This window comes from Burkholderia sp. RF7-non_BP4, from assembly GCF_001521935.1.
In the GTDB taxonomy this organism is placed as follows: domain Bacteria; phylum Pseudomonadota; class Gammaproteobacteria; order Burkholderiales; family Burkholderiaceae; genus Burkholderia; species Burkholderia diffusa.
The window spans coordinates 183,143-199,092 of the sequence record NZ_LOTA01000034.1; the positions used below are offsets into that span (position 1 = coordinate 183,143).

12 protein-coding genes and 2 tRNA genes are annotated in these 15,950 nt (G+C 65.6%); 10 read left to right on the top strand and 4 right to left on the bottom strand.

Annotation, left to right across the window (positions count from 1 at the left end):
- Positions 1 to 9: 9 nt before the first annotated feature.
- Positions 10 to 1,053: a porin gene (locus tag WS49_RS14695; protein ID WP_059529661.1), complete on the bottom strand. Its 1,044-nt coding sequence runs from the start codon at positions 1,051 to 1,053 to the stop codon at positions 10 to 12.
- Between the two features lie 303 nt (positions 1,054 to 1,356).
- Here WS49_RS14695 and WS49_RS14700 point away from each other — a divergent pair, with 303 nt between their 5' ends.
- Both WS49_RS14700 and WS49_RS14705 read left to right on the top strand, forming a co-directional pair.
- Positions 1,357 to 2,502: a helix-turn-helix transcriptional regulator gene (locus WS49_RS14700; protein WP_059529968.1), complete on the top strand. Its 1,146-nt coding sequence runs from the start codon at positions 1,357 to 1,359 to the stop codon at positions 2,500 to 2,502.
- A gap of 101 nt (positions 2,503 to 2,603) precedes the next feature.
- Complete coding sequence (locus WS49_RS14705; RefSeq protein WP_059529664.1) at positions 2,604 to 3,602, top strand: 2-dehydropantoate 2-reductase; 999 nt, start codon at positions 2,604 to 2,606, stop codon at positions 3,600 to 3,602.
- A gap of 154 nt (positions 3,603 to 3,756) precedes the next feature.
- Here the strand turns inward: WS49_RS14705 and WS49_RS14710 are convergent, their stop codons facing one another.
- Positions 3,757 to 4,206: a MarR family winged helix-turn-helix transcriptional regulator gene (locus tag WS49_RS14710; protein WP_059529679.1), complete on the bottom strand. Its 450-nt coding sequence runs from the start codon at positions 4,204 to 4,206 to the stop codon at positions 3,757 to 3,759.
- A gap of 62 nt (positions 4,207 to 4,268) precedes the next feature.
- On the bottom strand, positions 4,269 to 5,414 hold the full coding sequence (locus WS49_RS14715) for a glycerate kinase (protein ID WP_059529681.1): 1,146 nt from the start codon (positions 5,412 to 5,414) through the stop codon (positions 4,269 to 4,271).
- A gap of 387 nt (positions 5,415 to 5,801) precedes the next feature.
- Here WS49_RS14715 and tig point away from each other — a divergent pair, with 387 nt between their 5' ends.
- The 7 genes from tig (at position 5,802) to WS49_RS14750 (ending at position 14,451) form a co-directional block, all read left to right on the top strand.
- Positions 5,802 to 7,148, top strand: a complete 1,347-nt coding sequence (tig, locus tag WS49_RS14720; RefSeq protein WP_059529684.1) for a trigger factor — start codon at positions 5,802 to 5,804, stop codon at positions 7,146 to 7,148.
- Between the two features lie 140 nt (positions 7,149 to 7,288).
- Positions 7,289 to 7,942: an ATP-dependent Clp endopeptidase proteolytic subunit ClpP gene (gene clpP, locus WS49_RS14725; protein ID WP_006496351.1), complete on the top strand. Its 654-nt coding sequence runs from the start codon at positions 7,289 to 7,291 to the stop codon at positions 7,940 to 7,942.
- A gap of 164 nt (positions 7,943 to 8,106) precedes the next feature.
- Positions 8,107 to 9,378 (top strand): ATP-dependent Clp protease ATP-binding subunit ClpX, encoded by a 1,272-nt coding sequence (gene clpX, locus WS49_RS14730; protein WP_006754177.1) that lies wholly within the window; start codon positions 8,107 to 8,109, stop codon positions 9,376 to 9,378.
- Between the two features lie 197 nt (positions 9,379 to 9,575).
- Positions 9,576 to 11,999: an endopeptidase La gene (gene lon / locus WS49_RS14735; RefSeq protein WP_044843675.1), complete on the top strand. Its 2,424-nt coding sequence runs from the start codon at positions 9,576 to 9,578 to the stop codon at positions 11,997 to 11,999.
- 204 nt (positions 12,000 to 12,203) lie between these two features.
- Positions 12,204 to 12,279 (top strand) — tRNA-Val (locus WS49_RS14740).
- A 23-nt stretch (positions 12,280 to 12,302) separates the two neighbouring features.
- Positions 12,303 to 12,379, top strand: a tRNA-Asp gene (locus WS49_RS14745).
- A gap of 137 nt (positions 12,380 to 12,516) precedes the next feature.
- On the top strand, positions 12,517 to 14,451 hold the full coding sequence (locus tag WS49_RS14750) for a SurA N-terminal domain-containing protein (protein ID WP_059529687.1): 1,935 nt from the start codon (positions 12,517 to 12,519) through the stop codon (positions 14,449 to 14,451).
- 114 nt (positions 14,452 to 14,565) lie between these two features.
- Here the strand turns inward: WS49_RS14750 and WS49_RS14755 are convergent, their stop codons facing one another.
- On the bottom strand, positions 14,566 to 15,240 hold the full coding sequence (locus tag WS49_RS14755; RefSeq protein ID WP_059529690.1) for an arylesterase: 675 nt from the start codon (positions 15,238 to 15,240) through the stop codon (positions 14,566 to 14,568).
- Here WS49_RS14755 and WS49_RS14760 point away from each other — a divergent pair.
- Positions 15,239 to 15,940, top strand: a complete 702-nt coding sequence (locus WS49_RS14760) for an ABC transporter ATP-binding protein (RefSeq protein WP_059529693.1) — start codon at positions 15,239 to 15,241, stop codon at positions 15,938 to 15,940. The genes WS49_RS14755 and WS49_RS14760 overlap by 2 nt on opposite strands.
- The last annotated feature ends 10 nt before the right edge of the window (positions 15,941 to 15,950 follow it).

Genomic DNA, 15,950 nt, shown 5'->3' on the forward strand with positions numbered 1-15,950 from the left:
TGGACGGAATCAGAACAGGTGATACATGCCGACCATCGCGCCGAACTGCGATGCGCCGGCGAGCGGTGTCGGGTCGTATTCGTAGACGGTCTGCGAACTCTGGCCGCTGTTGCGCGCATAACCGAGGTTCACGTAGGCGACGGTGCGTTTCGACAGCGCGTAGGTGGAGCTGGCGATGAAGAGCGTCGGGTGGCCGATCGTCGGCGTGTGCGAATCGGTGTGGTAGACGCCCGCGTTCAGTCCGATGCCGCCCGACGTCAGATAACGGGCGCCGCCCCAGACGATCGTGCGCGCCGCATCGAGGTCGCCGGTCAGGCGTTCGGCGCCCGCGTAGACGGTGAGCGGCAGCGTCGCGAACGCGTAACGCGCGGCGAGCGTGCCGAGTTCGCGGCGGCGCGCGGACGCGTCCTCCGCGGCTGACGCGTCGCCGTGCGCCTGATGCAGCACCGCGCTGACCGACAGTCCGTTGCTGGCGTATTGACCGCCGAGCTCGAGCACGCGCCCGGCGCGCGTGTTGCCCGCGACGCCGGCGGTCGCGGCGAGGGCCTCGACATCGAAGCCGGCGAACGTCGGAGACTGGTACTTGATCGAGTGGTCGATGAAGTTCGCGTTCATCGGCACGAGCACGCCCTGGCCGCTGTACGACGCGTACCACAGCGGGTCGTAGAACAGCGTCTTGTCGAACAGCACGCTGAACTGACGGCCGAGCGTCACGGTGCCGACGGGCCCCGCGATGCCGACATACGCGCCGCGGAAGAACGCGTAGCCGGGCACGGTCGAGGTGCCGTCGTTGATGTTGAGGCCTTGTTCGAGCTTGAACAGCGCGCGCCAGCCGCTGCCAAGATCCTCGGTGCCCTTCAGCCCGACCTGCGACGGCAGGATGCCGTAGTTCCGCAACTGCACGGCCGCGTGCCGTCCGTCGGCATGCGTCAGGTACTGCACGCCGGCGTCGAGCGCGCCGTACAGCGTGAGGGTCGATTGCGCGTGCGCGGCGAGGCTGCACGCGGCGAGCGCCGCGGCGGTCGCCGTGCGGATGAAGCGGAATGTCGTCACGTGGGGTTCTCCATACCGTCCTGCATCGTTTGTCGTTGGTGTTGTCGCGACGCAGTGTCGGCAGCAGGAAAACCGCTGAACAGTCGTGCAGATGAACGGTGAGGAAAACCCGCGGTGCACGGGATGGACGGACCGCGACACCGCGGCGCGGCGTGCTGCGCAGCAGCAACGGGCGGCGCACCGTTCAAATGGATGGGGTTGCCGCGTGTTCCGGCGGCGGAGCCCGCCAAAAATGCCGGTCGCTATAATCGGCCGGTCTGCGTTGCGCGCATCAGCGGCCCGATCGGGCAGGGGAGCGGAAAGGTGAGGATCACCACGGATATCAGGCAGGATCCCGATGCGCTGCGCGACGTGCCGGCCGCGATCGTGCTCGACGAATCCGCATGGCCGCTGCTGCCGTCGCGCCGCGCCGATTTCGACGGCGTGACGCGCGGCGACGCGGCGCGACGCGAACTCGGCCTGATGCTGCTCGACCTGTACGCGCTCGCCGCGCAGTCGAGCATCGGCGAATTCGAGTGCCGCTTCTTTTCGCTGCTGCAGGGGCTCATCCCGTTCGACGCCGCGTGGACCGGCGTCGCGACGCACGTGCCGACCGGCCCGGTGATGCACAACAGTTTCCTGTACCGTCTTCCGCACGCGTTCTTCAGCGACTGGAAACGCGTGCGCGATTGCGATCCGCTCGCGCAGCGCACGCTGCTCGGCGCGCATGGTCGCGCGGTGCGCTTGTCGGTCGTCGAACCCGGGTTCGACGCGCGGTTTCGCGACTGGTGCGTGAAGTACGGGCTGGCGCAACTGATGTGCGTGTGTACGCTCGATCGCCGCTTCGGGCTGACGACGTTCATGTCGATCTACCGCCAGGGCCTGAACCGTCCGTTCAGCGACGACGACGCGAGCCGCGTCGAGGAAGTGATTCCGCATCTGGCGGCCGCGCTGACGATCAACCGCGCGGCACAGCTCACGCGCGAGCGTGCCGATGCGGTGGCGCCGGCGGCCCGCGCGCTGTGCGACAACTTCGGCGTGCTGCATCACGCTGACCACGGCTTCGACGACGTGCTGCGGACTGAATGGCCGGCGTGGACGGGCCCGCGCGTGCCGGAGCCGCTGGTCGCGCATGTGCGGCGCCAGTCGGGCCAGCCGTACATCGGCGACGCGCTGCGCATCCAGTGCGTGCCCGTCGCGGGACTGTTCCAGATCGAGGCGCGGCCGCGCTCGCTGCTCGACCGGCTGAGCCCGCGCGAGCTGGCGGCGATCCGCTATTACGGTGCCGGCCGTTCGCACAAGGAGGTCGCGCAGCAGATGGCGATTTCGCCGACGACCGTGCGTCACTATCTGCGCTGCGCGTACCGCAAGCTCGGCATGCACGACAAGAGCCAGATCGCCGGCGTGCTCGGCGCGACGGGCGGCTCGACCGACGACGAGCCTGTGGAGGCGGGCATCGCACCGCGCTGAATCGCTCATGCGAACACGGTCACGCAGATGCTTGCGTGAATGGTTGTATCCGCAACCATCTGGCGCTATGCTCGTCAGCTCCCGGTAGACGGATTTCCATCATGAACGACACGAATTCAGGGTCGGTGCGCGCGGCGGTGGTCGGTGTCGGCGCGATCGGCGGGTTGCTCGCGGCCGCGCTGTCGCGGGCCGGCATGACGGTGAGCGCATTCGCGCGCGGCGCGACGCTCGATGCCCTGAACGCGCACGGCGTGCGCGTGATCGACGAAGCGGGCATCGAGTCGTCGGTCCCGGTGCGTGCGAGCGACGACGCGGCCGCGCTCGGCGTGCAGGACTACGTGGTGATCGCGCTCAAAGCGCAGGCATTGCCGGCGCTGGCCGCGCGCATCGCGCCGCTGGTCGGGCCCGACACGGTGATCGTCGCCGCGATGAACGGGCTGCCGTGGTGGTTCACGCACGGGTTCGCGGGTCCGCTCGACGGCGTGCCGCTCGATGCGGTCGATCCGGCGGGGGCGGTTTCGGCGGCGCTGCCGCCCGCGCAGGCGATCGGCTGCGTCGTGCACCTGTCGTCGAGCACCGACGCGCCCGGTATCGTGCGCCGCGGTCGCGGCAACCGTCTGATCATTGGCTCGCCCGATCCGCGGCTCGATGCGTCGACCGCGCGATTCGCGGCGGCGCTCGCCGCGGGCGGCTTCGACGTCGAGTCGACCGCGGCGATCCGCACCGAAATCTGGGCAAAGCTGTGGGGCAACATGAACATGAACCCATTGAGCGCGCTGACGGGTTCGACCGCCTCGCAATTGCTCGACGATCCGTTCACGCACGACCTCGCGTTGCGGATGATGGAGGAGGCGGCCGCGATCGGTGCGAAGCTCGGTCTCGATACGGGAATGAGCGGGCCGGAGCGGATTGCCGTGACGCGCAGGCTCGGTGCGTTCAGGACATCGATGCTGCAGGATTTCGAGGTCGGGCGAGCGCTGGAAATCGGACCGATCCTCGGCGTGTTTCCGGAACTGGGACGCAAGCTCGACGTGCCGACGCCGTATTGCGACGCGGTGCTGGGATTGCTGCGTCAGCGTGCGGCGAACAGCGGGCTATAGCGGAGGCGCATGACCGCGCCGATGGCCGGCACGAGAAGAAGGATGAAGAAGTGCCGGGCAGTCGTCCGTTAGCCACGGCAAGAGAAGCCGGGCACGCTGCCCTTTGGCTTGCCCTTGCGCGACTCGGGTGGTCCGCGGGCACCCGTAATGCGATTCAGTTGTCGCGCTCGACCGCGTTCGCGACGACCTTGTCGAGCAGTCGCTCGAACGTCTGGCGCTCGCTGTCGGACAGGCAAGCGAGCAAGCCGTCATTCCACTTGCGCACGATCGGCATGATCTTGCGATGCAGCGCGCGGCCGTCGGCGGTCAGCGCGATCAGCACGATCCGGCCGTCTTCCTCGCTGGCGCTGCGCTGGAGCAGCCCTTGGCGCAGCAGCGCTTCCGCCGCGCGGCTCGCCTGGCTCTTGTCGAGGTTGGTGTGGCGAGCGAGATCCATGATCGAAAACGGACCGAAGGCGCCGACGGCGGCGATCACCCGCGCCTCGGGCAGCGAGATGTCCAGCTTGTGCCGGTACACGTCGGCGATCCCGCGGTCGGATCGCTTCGTGAGCGCATGGAGGCGATAGGTCAGAAACTGATCGAGCCCGGCTTGGCGGCCTTTCATGTCGAATCCTGAAGAAAAAGGGCGGGCCCGATTGTTCCTGTATCGCGCGCTCGGGTCAACGGTCAGTGTGCGCCGTACTTCAGCCGTGTCAACTGTTCGGCTTCGTTCGCGAGCAGGTTCGCCGCGTCGCGGATCGCGACGTCGAGCGTGATCGGGCCGGGCGCGGGCGAGAAGCAGCCGGAAAAGTGCTCGGACAGGCGCGGCAGCGCGGCCGGATCGACCGCGCCCGACAGCAGCGACGCGGGCACGCCCGCGACCCGCGCATGAAGGCAGGCGATGAACGGTGCCTTGCCGTGCAGCGTCTGCACGTCGGAGCGGCCTTCGCCGGTGATCAGCCAGTCGGCGCCGGCGAGCGCGGCATCGAGCCCGATCTGCCGCGCGACGACTTCCGCACCGGCTTCGAATTGTGCGCCCAGCATGTGGAGCGCGAATCCGAGGCCGCCCGCGGCGCCGGCGCCGGGCAGCTCACGGCCTCGCCGGTCGAGCGCGGCCTCGAGCAGGTCGGCGAAACGGCCGAGCGCGGCGTCGAGGGTCGCAACGTGCTCGGGCGTCACGCCCTTTTGCGGACCGAACACCGCGGTCGCGCCGTGCGTGCCCGTCAGCGGGTTGTCGACGTCGGACATGCCGATGAATTCCGCTTCCTTCAGGCGCGGATCGAGCCCCGACGCGTCGACCCGCTCGATATCGGCGAGCCGCGCCGGGACGGGTTCGACCGGCTGGCCGGCCGCGTCGAAGCATTGCAGGCCAAGGCCCGCGAGCAACCCGGCGCCCGCGTCGTTGGTGCTGCTGCCGCCGAGCGCGACGAAGAAGCGGCGCACACCCTCGTCGAGCAGCGTGCGGATCGCTTCGCCCATGCCGCGCGTGCTGCGCGCGTCGACGGGCACGCTCATGCCGACCGCGTCGGTGATCCCGACGATCTCGGCCGTCTCGACGATCGCGGTGCGCGCGTCGATCACCCCGACCGCCGCGTCGCGTGCCGCGAGCGATGCGCCGGCCACCCGCAGCGTGCGCCGCGTGCCGCCGCCCGCCAGCATCGCGTCGAGCGTGCCTTCGCCGCCGTCGGCCATCGGGCAGCAGCGCACGACCGCGTCGGGGCGGGCACGGCGGATGCCGGTGGCGATCGCGTCCGCGACCTGCTCGGCGGAAAGCGAGCCTTTGAACGAATCGGGCGCGATGACGACGACAGGCGCGGACGGGTGTTGCGGCATGGTGTCTCCGGAAGGCGTGATTGGTGTGAAGAATGGCGGCCGCGATCGCGGCGCATCCTCATTCGGAGCTTACAGGATGGTGGGCCCGTGGGGGATACGCCGTTCGGCATAGCGGCGATCCGCGCGCATTGCCGTGCGCGGGAGCGGGCGGCATGGCCGGTCGGCATCGTTGTCGTACCGATCTGGCGGTACGAGGAAAATTGTTTGCTAGAATAGTCGATTCTTCCGGCCAAAGCCGTGCTCCGAGCCGCTTGCGCTAGCCATCCGGCGCGTGCAGGGATGGCGTGGCGCTCCGGCGCGGCGTGTGCATGCGATGCACCTCACGCCGCAGGCAGGCACGGCAAGGAAAACCCGATTCGCTCGAATAATTTTAGGACGATTGAAGCCATGGCTAACGTTGTTGAGAACCTCGGCAAGCTTGAACGCCGCGTGACGATTTCCCTGCCGAAGGACACTGTGCAGAAGGAAATCGACGCCCGTATCCAGAAACTCGCGAAGAACGTTCGCATGCCGGGTTTCCGCCCGGGCAAGGTGCCGCTCAAGATGGTCGCCCAGCAGTACGCGGGTCAGGTCGAGGCGGAAGTGCTGAGCGACAAGATCGGCCAGGAATTCTTCACGATCAGCCGCGCGGAAAACCTGCGCGTCGCCGGCCAGCCGAGCTTCGAGCCGAAGCAGGAGCAGGCTGAGGACGCATACGCGTTCGACGCGACGTTCGAGGTTTACCCGGAAGTGAAGATCGGCGATCTGGCGACGGCTGAAGTCGAGCGCTCGACGACGTCGATCGGCGACGCCGAAATCGACCGCACGCTGGAAATCCTGCGCAAGCAGCGCGTGCACTACCACGCTCGCGGCGAAGCCGGCGAGCATGGCGACGGCGGCGCGGACACCGCAGCGAAGAACGGCGACCGCGTGACGGTCGACTTCGTCGGCAAGATCGACGACGTCGCGTTCCAGGGCGGCACGGCCGAAGACTTCCCGTTCGTGCTCGGCGAAGGCCGCATGCTGCCGGAATTCGAAACGGCGGCGCTGGGCCTGAAGGCGGGCGAACAGCGTACGTTCGACCTGAAGTTCCCGGACGATTACCACGGCAAGGACGTGGCGGGCAAGACGGCGCAATTCACGGTCACGATGAAGAAGATCGAGTGGCCGCACATGCCGGAAATCGACGGCGAATTCGCGAAGTCGCTCGGCATCGAAGACGGCGACCTGACGAAGATGCGCGCCGAAATCAAGGAAAACCTCGAGCGCGAAGCGAAGCGTCGCACGCAAGCCATCGTCAAGAACCAGGTGATGGACGCGCTGCTGAAGATTTCCGAACTCGACGTGCCGAAGGCGCTGATCGAGCAGGACCAGCAACGTCTCGTCGAAATGGCTCGCCAGGATCTGGCGCAGCGCGGCGTGCCGAACGCGAAGGACGCACCGATCCCGGCCGAGATGTTCGCCGAGCAGGCAGAGCGTCGCGTGAAGCTGGGCCTCGTGCTGGCCGAGCTGGTGAAGTCGAACAGCCTCGAAGCGAAGCCGGAGCAGATCCGCGCGGAAGTCGACGAGTTCGCGAAGAGCTACGAAGACCCGAAGGAAGTGGTCCGCTGGTATTATTCGAACCAGCAGCGCCTCGCCGAGATGGAAGCGTTCGTCGTTGAAAGCAACGTCGTCGACTTCGTGCTGGGCAAGGCAAAGGTGACGGACAAGGAAGTGAGCTTCGAGGCACTCGCGAGCGCATCGGCGCAAGCGTAAGTGTCGCTCTAGCGGCGTGCCGGCTGTCGGAGCGACGGCCCGCACGCCGTTTTTACGTCAAGCGCACGGTTGCCATTAATATGGCGATTGAGCGGGCGGCTTCCCTCCGTTCAATTTTCCATTCGAACAAGGTTCATTGAATGATCACTCGCGCTGAATTGCTGGACATGCTTGCTTCGAACGCGCCGCAGGGTTTCGAGGCGCAAGCGCTGGGGCTGGTGCCGATCGTCGTCGAAACGAGCGGCCGCGGCGAGCGTTCGTACGATATCTATTCGCGTCTCCTGAAGGAACGCCTGGTGTTCATGGTCGGCGAAGTGAACGACCAGACGGCCAACCTCGTGGTCGCGCAACTGCTGTTCCTCGAGAGCGAGAATCCCGACAAGGACATCAGCCTCTACATCAACAGCCCGGGCGGCTCGGTGTCGGCCGGCATGGCGATCTACGACACGATGCAGTTCATCAAGCCGGACGTGTCGACCCTCTGCATGGGCCTCGCGGCCAGCATGGGCGCGTTCCTGCTCGCGTCGGGCGCGAAGGGCAAGCGTTTCGCGCTGCCGAACTCGCGCGTGATGATTCACCAGCCGCTGGGCGGCGCGCGCGGCCAGGCGTCCGACATCGAGATCCAGGCACGCGAAATCCTCTACCTGAAGGAACGGCTGAACAACCTGCTCGCGCAGCATACGGGGCAGGACGTCGAGCGCATCGCCCGCGACACCGACCGTGATAACTTCATGTCGAGCGAAGATGCGAAGGCGTACGGGCTGATCGATCAGGTGCTGTTGAAGCGCCCGTGAGCTTAAGTGGGGTGCCGCCCCGATTCGCGCGGTGCCCCTGCAACGTCCCGAGTGCTCTGAGCATCTGCGGCAAGCGCATCCAGCCGGCTCCGGTCGCGCCCTAGGCGCGGCGTCCGGAGCATTCGGCGTATCATGTCATTTACCTGTCCGGAGGCTCTACATTCATGGCGGACAAAAAAGGTTCGAACAGCGAGAAGCTGTTGTATTGCTCGTTTTGCGGGAAGAGCCAGCATGAGGTGAAGAAACTCATCGCGGGCCCGTCGGTATTCATCTGCGATGAGTGCATCGACCTCTGCAACGAGATCATTCGCGACGAGGCGGCTGCCGCCGGCGTCGAGGCCAGCCTGTCCCGGTCGGATCTGCCGAGCCCGCAGGAAATTCGCGACATCCTCGATCAGTACGTGATCGGCCAGGAGCGCGCGAAGAAGATCCTCGCGGTGGCCGTGTACAACCACTACAAGCGCCTCAAGCACCTCGACAAGAAGGACGACGTCGAGCTGTCGAAGAGCAACATCCTGCTGATCGGCCCGACGGGCTCCGGCAAGACGCTGCTCGCGCAGACGCTCGCGCGGTTGCTGAACGTGCCGTTCGTGATCGCCGATGCGACGACGCTGACCGAAGCCGGCTACGTCGGCGAGGACGTCGAGAACATCATCCAGAAGCTGTTGCAGAACTGCAACTACGAGGTCGACAAGGCCCAGCGCGGGATCGTCTATATCGACGAAATCGACAAGATCAGCCGCAAGTCGGACAACCCGTCGATCACGCGCGACGTGTCGGGCGAGGGCGTCCAGCAGGCACTGCTGAAGCTCGTCGAGGGCACGATGGCGTCGGTGCCGCCGCAGGGCGGCCGCAAGCACCCGAACCAGGATTTCATTCAGGTCGACACGACCAACATCCTGTTCATCTGCGGCGGTGCGTTCGACGGTCTCGAGAAGGTGATCACCGACCGTACCGAAAAGACGGGCATCGGCTTCGGTGCGACGGTCAAGAGCAAGCAGGAACGCGACGCGGGCGAAGTGCTGCGCGAAACGGAACCGGAAGACCTGATCAAATTCGGTCTGATCCCCGAATTGATCGGCCGTCTGCCGGTAGTCGCGACGCTCGGCAAGCTCGATGAAGCCGCATTGATGAAGATTCTCGTCGAGCCGAAGAATGCGCTCGTCAAGCAGTATCACAAGCTGTTCGCGATGGAGCGCGTCGAGCTGGAAATCCGGCCGGGTGCGCTGCAGGCAGTCGCCCGCAAGGCGATCCGCCGCAAGACCGGCGCGCGCGGTTTGCGTTCGATCATCGAACAGGCATTGCTCGACGTGATGTACGAGCTGCCGGCGATGAAAGGGGTCAGCAAGGTCATCATCGACGAGAACGTCATCGATGGCGACGGCAAACCCCTGCTGATCTATGAGGACACGCCGAAGGTGGCGGGTTCGAACTGACCGGCTTGCCGACGATGTTCTGCGAAAAAGGCCGTTCATGAGTCCGTGGGCGGCTTTTTTTCGTTTATCTTGTGGGTAACTCTGACTCGACACGCGGTGGTTACTTTCTTACCGAATATTTCCCGCACTTGAAGGCTTGCAATTCGTTGTGGCGGCCTCAATTACCGAACAATTGATTCCACTCATGGGGAAATGAAATGTCAGGCACCCAACTTCTCCCGCCGGAACGCATCACGCTCCCGCTGCTGCCGCTGCGGGATGTCGTCGTTTTCCCGCACATGGTGATTCCGCTCTTCGTGGGCCGGCCGAAATCGATCAAGGCCCTCGAAGCAGCGATGGAAGGCGGCAAGCACATCATGCTCGTCGCCCAGAAAACCGCGGCCAAGGACGAACCGACCGAAAAGGACATGTACGAGGTCGGTTGTATCGCCAACATCCTGCAGATGCTGAAGCTGCCGGACGGCACCGTGAAGGTGCTCGTCGAGGGCCTGCAGCGTGCGAAGGCGTTGTCGATCGAAGAGCAGGAGACGCAGTTCTCCTGTGAAGTAATGCCGCTCGAGCCGGATCACGCCGACAGCGCGGAAACGGAAGCGCTGCGCCGTGCGATCGTGTCGCAGTTCGACCAGTACGTGAAGCTGAACAAGAAGATCCCGCCGGAGATTCTCACGTCGCTGTCGGGCATCGATGAAGCCGGTCGCCTCGCGGACATGATCGCCGAGCGTCTGCCGCTTAAGCTCGACCAGAAGCAGCACATCCTCGAGATGTTTCCGGTCATCGAGCGCCTCGAGCACCTGCTCGCGCAGCTCGAAGCCGAGATCGACATCCTGCAGGTCGAAAAGCGCATCCGCGGGCGCGTGAAGCGCCAGATGGAAAAGAGCCAGCGCGAGTACTACCTGAACGAGCAGGTCAAGGCGATCCAGAAGGAACTGGGCGAAGGCGAAGAGGGTGCGGACCTCGAGGAACTCGAGAAGCGCATCAACGCCGCGCGCATGCCGAAGGAAGCGAAGAAGAAGGCCGATGCCGAGCTCAAGAAGCTGAAGCTGATGTCGCCGATGTCGGCCGAAGCGACCGTCGTGCGCAACTACATCGACACGCTGATCGGCCTGCCGTGGCGCAAGAAGAGCAAGGTCAACAACGATCTGTCGAACGCGGAGCAGGTGCTCGACGAGGATCACTTCGGCCTCGAGAAGGTGAAGGAACGTATCCTCGAGTACCTCGCGGTGCAACAGCGCGTGGACAAGGTGAAGGCGCCGATCCTGTGCCTCGTCGGGCCCCCGGGCGTCGGCAAGACCTCGCTCGGCCAGTCGATCGCTCGCGCGACGAACCGCAAGTTCGTCCGGATGGCGCTCGGCGGCGTGCGTGACGAAGCCGAGATCCGCGGTCACCGCCGCACGTACATCGGCTCGATGCCGGGCAAGATCCTGCAAAGCCTGGCGAAGGTCGGCGTGCGCAATCCGCTCTTCCTGCTCGACGAAGTCGACAAGATGGGCATGGATTTCCGCGGCGATCCGTCGTCGGCGCTGCTCGAAGTGCTCGATCCGGAACAGAACCACACGTTCGCCGACCACTACATCGAAGTCGACTTCGACCTGTCGGACGTGATGTTCGTCGCGACGTCGAACTCGCTGAACATCCCGCCGCCGCTGCTCGACCGGATGGAAGTGATTCGTCTGTCGGGTTACACGGAAGACGAGAAGGTCAGCATCGCGCAGCGCTACCTGCTGCCGAAGCAGAAGAAGAACAACGGTCTGAAGGACGGCGAGATCGAGGTCACCGAGCAGGCGATCCGCGACATCATCCGCTACTACACGCGCGAAGCCGGTGTGCGTTCGCTCGAGCGGGAAGTGTCGAAGATCTGCCGCAAGGTCGTGAAGATGCTGTTGCTGAAGAAGGCATCGGGCGCGATCAAGGTCGATGGCGAGAACCTCGATACGTTCCTCGGCGTGCGCAAGTACGACTTCGGCCTCGCGGCGAAGGAAAACCAGGTCGGTCAGGTGACGGGCCTCGCGTGGACGGAAGTCGGCGGCGACCTGCTGACGATCGAAGCCGCGGTGATGCCGGGCAAGGGCAACGTGATCCGCACGGGTTCGCTCGGCGACGTGATGAAGGAGTCGGTCGAGGCCGCACGTTCGGTCGTGCGCTCGCGTTCGCGCCGTCTGGGTATCAAGGACGAGGCGTTCGAGAAGCAGGACATCCACATCCACGTGCCGGAAGGCGCGACGCCGAAGGACGGTCCGTCCGCCGGTGGTGCGATGACGACCGCGCTGGTGTCGGTGCTGACGGGGATCCCCGTGCGTGCCGATGTCGCGATGACGGGCGAGATCACGCTGCGTGGCGAAGTGCTGCCGATCGGCGGGCTGAAGGAAAAGCTGCTGGCAGCGCATCGCGGCGGCATCAAGCTCGTGCTGATCCCGGAAGAGAACGTGAAGGATCTCGCGGACATTCCGGACAACGTGAAGAACGCGATCGAGATCGTGCCGGTCCGCTGGATCGACAAGGTGCTCGAGCTCGCGCTCGAACGTACGCCGACCCCGCTGCCGCCGGAAGAAGAGGCGAAGGCTGCGGCACCGGTCGGCGAGGCGGCGAAGGATGCCGGCTCGACGGAAGTCGTCAAGCACTGAAAACCTGAACGCTGTCCCTGACGGTTGTTCACGAAACCCGCGGCGTGTCCGCGGGTTTTTTTATGTGCGTCGACATCGTGGGTTGAGCGGCGCGTTAAATTTTTTGCGCACGGGCTTGGCAAAATGATCGGGGATGAATTAAACTTGCGGGCTCGCTGGTTGTTGATGCCGAAACGCAGATCGCAGCCAGAACGAATCGGAAACGGGTGCTTAGCTCAGCTGGTAGAGCGGCGCCCTTACAAGGCGTAGGTCGGGGGTTCGAACCCCTCAGCACCCACCAGTTTCCTGATTCAGCCAGACCAAGGAGCGGTAGTTCAGTCGGTTAGAATACCGGCCTGTCACGCCGGGGGTCGCGGGTTCGAGTCCCGTCCGCTCCGCCAGAAAATGAAGAAGCCCGCCTCGTGCGGGCTTTTTCATTTGCGTCGTCGGTTGCGCCCGTTCGTTGCGCACCTGCTTTTCTCCCGTGCCACCCCGTATGTTGTAATATCGGACGTTTTGTCCAATTTTCCCGTCACGCATGCTCGATTTCTTCCGTAATCACCAGCGCCTGATGATGGCGCTCCTGCTCCTGATCGTGTTGCCGGGGCTGGGTTTCGTCGGGATCCAAGGTTTCCGCGGCTTCTTCGACGACAGCGCGAACGTCGCGGCGGTCAACGGGCACAAGATCACGCGGGTCGAATTCGACGGCGCGTTCCGCCAGCAGATCGACCAGGCGCGCCAGGCGCTCGGCGGGCAGTTCGACATCAAGGCATTCGACACGCCCGAACATCGCAAGCAAGTGCTCGACGGCCTGATCCAGCAACGCGTGCTGGCCGACGAGACGCAGCGCCTGCACCTGACCGCATCCGACAACGCGGTGCGCGACGCGCTGATGAGCGACCCGATGATCGCGTCGCTGAAGAAACCCGACGGTACGATCGACGTCCAGCGCTACGCGCAACTGTTGTCGTTCCAGGGGATGACGCCCGAGCAGTACCAGGAACGCGTGCGCTACAGCCTCGCGCTGCAGCAGATTCCGGCGAGCATCGTGGCGAGCGCATTCACGCCGAAGGGGCCGGCGCAACGGCTGTCGGAACTGGCTGCGCAGCAGCGTGAAGTGCAGGCGCTCGTGCTGAAGACGAGCGACTACGCGTCGAAGGTGCAGCCGACCGACGCACAGCTCACCGCATACTACGACGCGCACAAGCAGGGCTTCGCGACGCCGGAAACCGCGACGATTCAGTATCTCGTCTATTCGCCGGCCGCTGCCGCCGCGAGCGCGCAGCCGACCGATGCCGACATCAAGAAGTTCTACGACGACAACCCGACGCACTTCCGCTCGGAAGCGCAGGTGCGCGTGAGCCACATCTTCATCGCCGCGGCGAGCGACGCAGGCGCGGCCGACAAGGCGGCCGCGAAGGCGAAGGCCGAGCAACTGCTGGCCGACGTGAAGGCGCATCCGGACCAGTTCGCGCAGATCGCGCAGAAGAGCTCGCAGGACGCGCCGTCGGCGGCGAAGGGCGGCGATCTGGGCTTCATCACGCGTGGCTCGACGGCGGGCGGCAAGGCGTTCGACGATGCCGCGTTCGCGCTGAAGCAGGGCGACGTGAGCGGTATCGTGCAATCGGATCTCGGTTTCCACATCCTGAAGGCGACGGAAGTGAAGCCGTCGGTGGTCAAGCCGTTCGCCGACGTGAAGGACCAGATCGCAGTCGACCTGAAGCAGCAATACGCGGCGAAGGCGTTCTCCGACAACGCGGAAGGCTTCACGTCAACCGTCTATGAAAAGGCGAAGACGCTGCAGCCGGCCGCCGACAAGTACAAGCTGACGATCCAGACGGCCACCGTCACGCCGACGCCGAATCCGCAACTGCCGCCGACGAGCCCGCTGAACAATCCGAAGTTCCTCGCTGCGGTGTTCGCGAACGACTCGGTGAAGAGCCAGAACAACACGCAGGCGATCGACGTGGGCAACAACACGCTGATCTCGGCGCGCGTGACCGACTACAAGCCGGCGGCCGTGCCGGCGCTCGACACGATCAAGGACGCGGTGCGTCAGAAGGTCATCGCCGAGCAGGCCGCGGAACGCGCGAAGAAGGACGGCGCGGCGAAGCTGGCCGAGCTGCAGAAGTCGAAGTCGGTCGATGGCTTCACGGCCGCGCAGAAGGTGTCGCGCACGCAGTCGCAGGGCCTCACGCCGGCGGCGCTGAGCGCCGTCTACAAGGTCGATGCGAAGACGCTGCCGGCATACGTCGGTGTCGATCTCGGCGCGGACGGCTACGCGATCTATCGCGTGAACGCGGTGATCCCGGGCACGGCCGTCGATCCGCAGCAGCTCGCGGCCGCACAGCAGCAGATGGCGCAGGTCGAAGCGCAAAGCGAAGGCGAGGCGTACCTCGCCGCGCTGCGCGACCGCTCGAAGGTGAAGCTGTACGGCACCACGCAGAGCCAGTCGCAGGATGGCGGCAACTAAGCCACGACCAAGCGACAACCAAGCGAAGCGCCGTTCACGGTGTTTCGCGTGCAGCAACACAAAGCCCCGCTCGTAGCGGGGCTTTTTGCTTTCCGGCGATGGCGCGCCGCGAGGTCAGCCGCGCGGCTTGCCGAGCAGCGGCTTCAGCGCCGGCCAGACGTTGTCGAGCAGGATGCCCTGCGCCTGCTGCGCGGGATGCATCTGGTCCGACTGGAACATCTCCGGCTTGTTCTCGATGCCGGCCAGCAGGAATGGCACGAGCGGTACGCCGAGTTCCTTCGACAGGCGCGTGTAGACCGCATGGAATTTCTGCGTGTAATCGGGCCCGTAGTTGGGCGGCACGTACATGCCGATCAGCACGACCTTCGCGCGCGCTTGCCGCGCATCGGCGATGATGTCGCGCAGGTTCTGTTCGGTCGTCGCGAGCGGCACGCCGCGCAGCGCGTCGTTCGAGCCGAGCTCGACGACGACGATCGACGGCTTGAGCCGTTGCAGCACCGCAGGCAGTCGCGCGCGGCCGCCGCTCGTGGTGTCGCCGCTGACGCTTGCGTTCGCGACGCTATAATCGATTCGCTCGGTCGCGAGCCGTTGCCGCAGCAACGCAACCCAGCCGGTGTCGCGTGGCAACCCGTATTCGGCCGACAGGCTGTCGCCGAGCACGACGAGCGCGGGCTGGCCCGATGTCGAGGCCGCCGCCGTTGCGGCGCGTGCGGGCACGTTTGCTGCGAGCAGGGTACCCAGCAGCGCGGCGAACGCCGCGCGTCTTTTCCAGCGGAATGTCGTGTCCATGTTCAAGATTACCGATCCGATCATCGAAGTCCATGACGTGTGCAAGCGGGTCGCCGACGCAACGGGCGAGCTGACGATCCTCGACGGCATCACGTTCGCCGTGCGGCCCGGCAGCAGCCTCGCGATCGTCGGTGCATCGGGGTCGGGCAAATCGACGCTGCTCGGCCTGCTTGCGGGGTTGGACAGCGCGACGAGCGGCACGGTTCGCCTGCTCGGCCGCGCGCTCGACCAGCTCGACGAGGACGAGCGCGCCGCGCTGCGCAACGGCGCGGTCGGATTCGTGTTCCAGTCGTTTCAGTTGATGCCGCACCTGACGGCACTCGAGAACGTGATGCTTCCGCTCGAGTTGCAAGGCGGCATCAACGCGCGCGACGCCGCCGATCGGGCGCGCGCGTTGCTCGTGCAGGTCGGTCTCGGCGAGCGCACCGCGCATTATCCGAAGCTGCTGTCGGGTGGCGAGCAGCAGCGCGTCGCGCTTGCGCGCGCATTCGTCACGCATCCCGCAATCCTGTTCGCCGACGAACCGACCGGCAGTCTCGATGCCGCCACCGGCCACGCCGTCATCGACCTGATGTTCAAACTGAACCGCACGCACGGCGCAACGCTCGTGCTCGTCACGCACGACGCCGAACTCGCGCGGCGCTGCGCGACGACGATCACCATCGACGCCGGCCGCATCGTCGCGCCGCACGCGGCATAGCGCGAGACCG

Bases quoted from the DNA above. Each gene is read 5' to 3' on its own strand.
- WS49_RS14705 (WP_059529664.1), top strand. From the start codon at position 2,604: ATGAACGACACGAATTCAGGGTCGGTGCGCGCGGCGGTGGTCGGTGTC.
- WS49_RS14710 (WP_059529679.1), bottom strand. From the start codon at position 4,206: ATGAAAGGCCGCCAAGCCGGGCTCGATCAGTTTCTGACCTATCGCCTC.
- WS49_RS14715 (WP_059529681.1), bottom strand. From the start codon at position 5,414: ATGCCGCAACACCCGTCCGCGCCTGTCGTCGTCATCGCGCCCGATTCG.
- tig (WP_059529684.1), top strand. From the start codon at position 5,802: ATGGCTAACGTTGTTGAGAACCTCGGCAAGCTTGAACGCCGCGTGACG.
- clpP (WP_006496351.1), top strand. From the start codon at position 7,289: ATGATCACTCGCGCTGAATTGCTGGACATGCTTGCTTCGAACGCGCCG.
- clpX (WP_006754177.1), top strand. From the start codon at position 8,107: ATGGCGGACAAAAAAGGTTCGAACAGCGAGAAGCTGTTGTATTGCTCG.
- lon (WP_044843675.1), top strand. From the start codon at position 9,576: ATGTCAGGCACCCAACTTCTCCCGCCGGAACGCATCACGCTCCCGCTG.
- WS49_RS14750 (WP_059529687.1), top strand. From the start codon at position 12,517: ATGCTCGATTTCTTCCGTAATCACCAGCGCCTGATGATGGCGCTCCTG.
- WS49_RS14760 (WP_059529693.1), top strand. From the start codon at position 15,239: ATGTTCAAGATTACCGATCCGATCATCGAAGTCCATGACGTGTGCAAG.
- WS49_RS14755 (WP_059529690.1), bottom strand. From the start codon at position 15,240: ATGGACACGACATTCCGCTGGAAAAGACGCGCGGCGTTCGCCGCGCTG.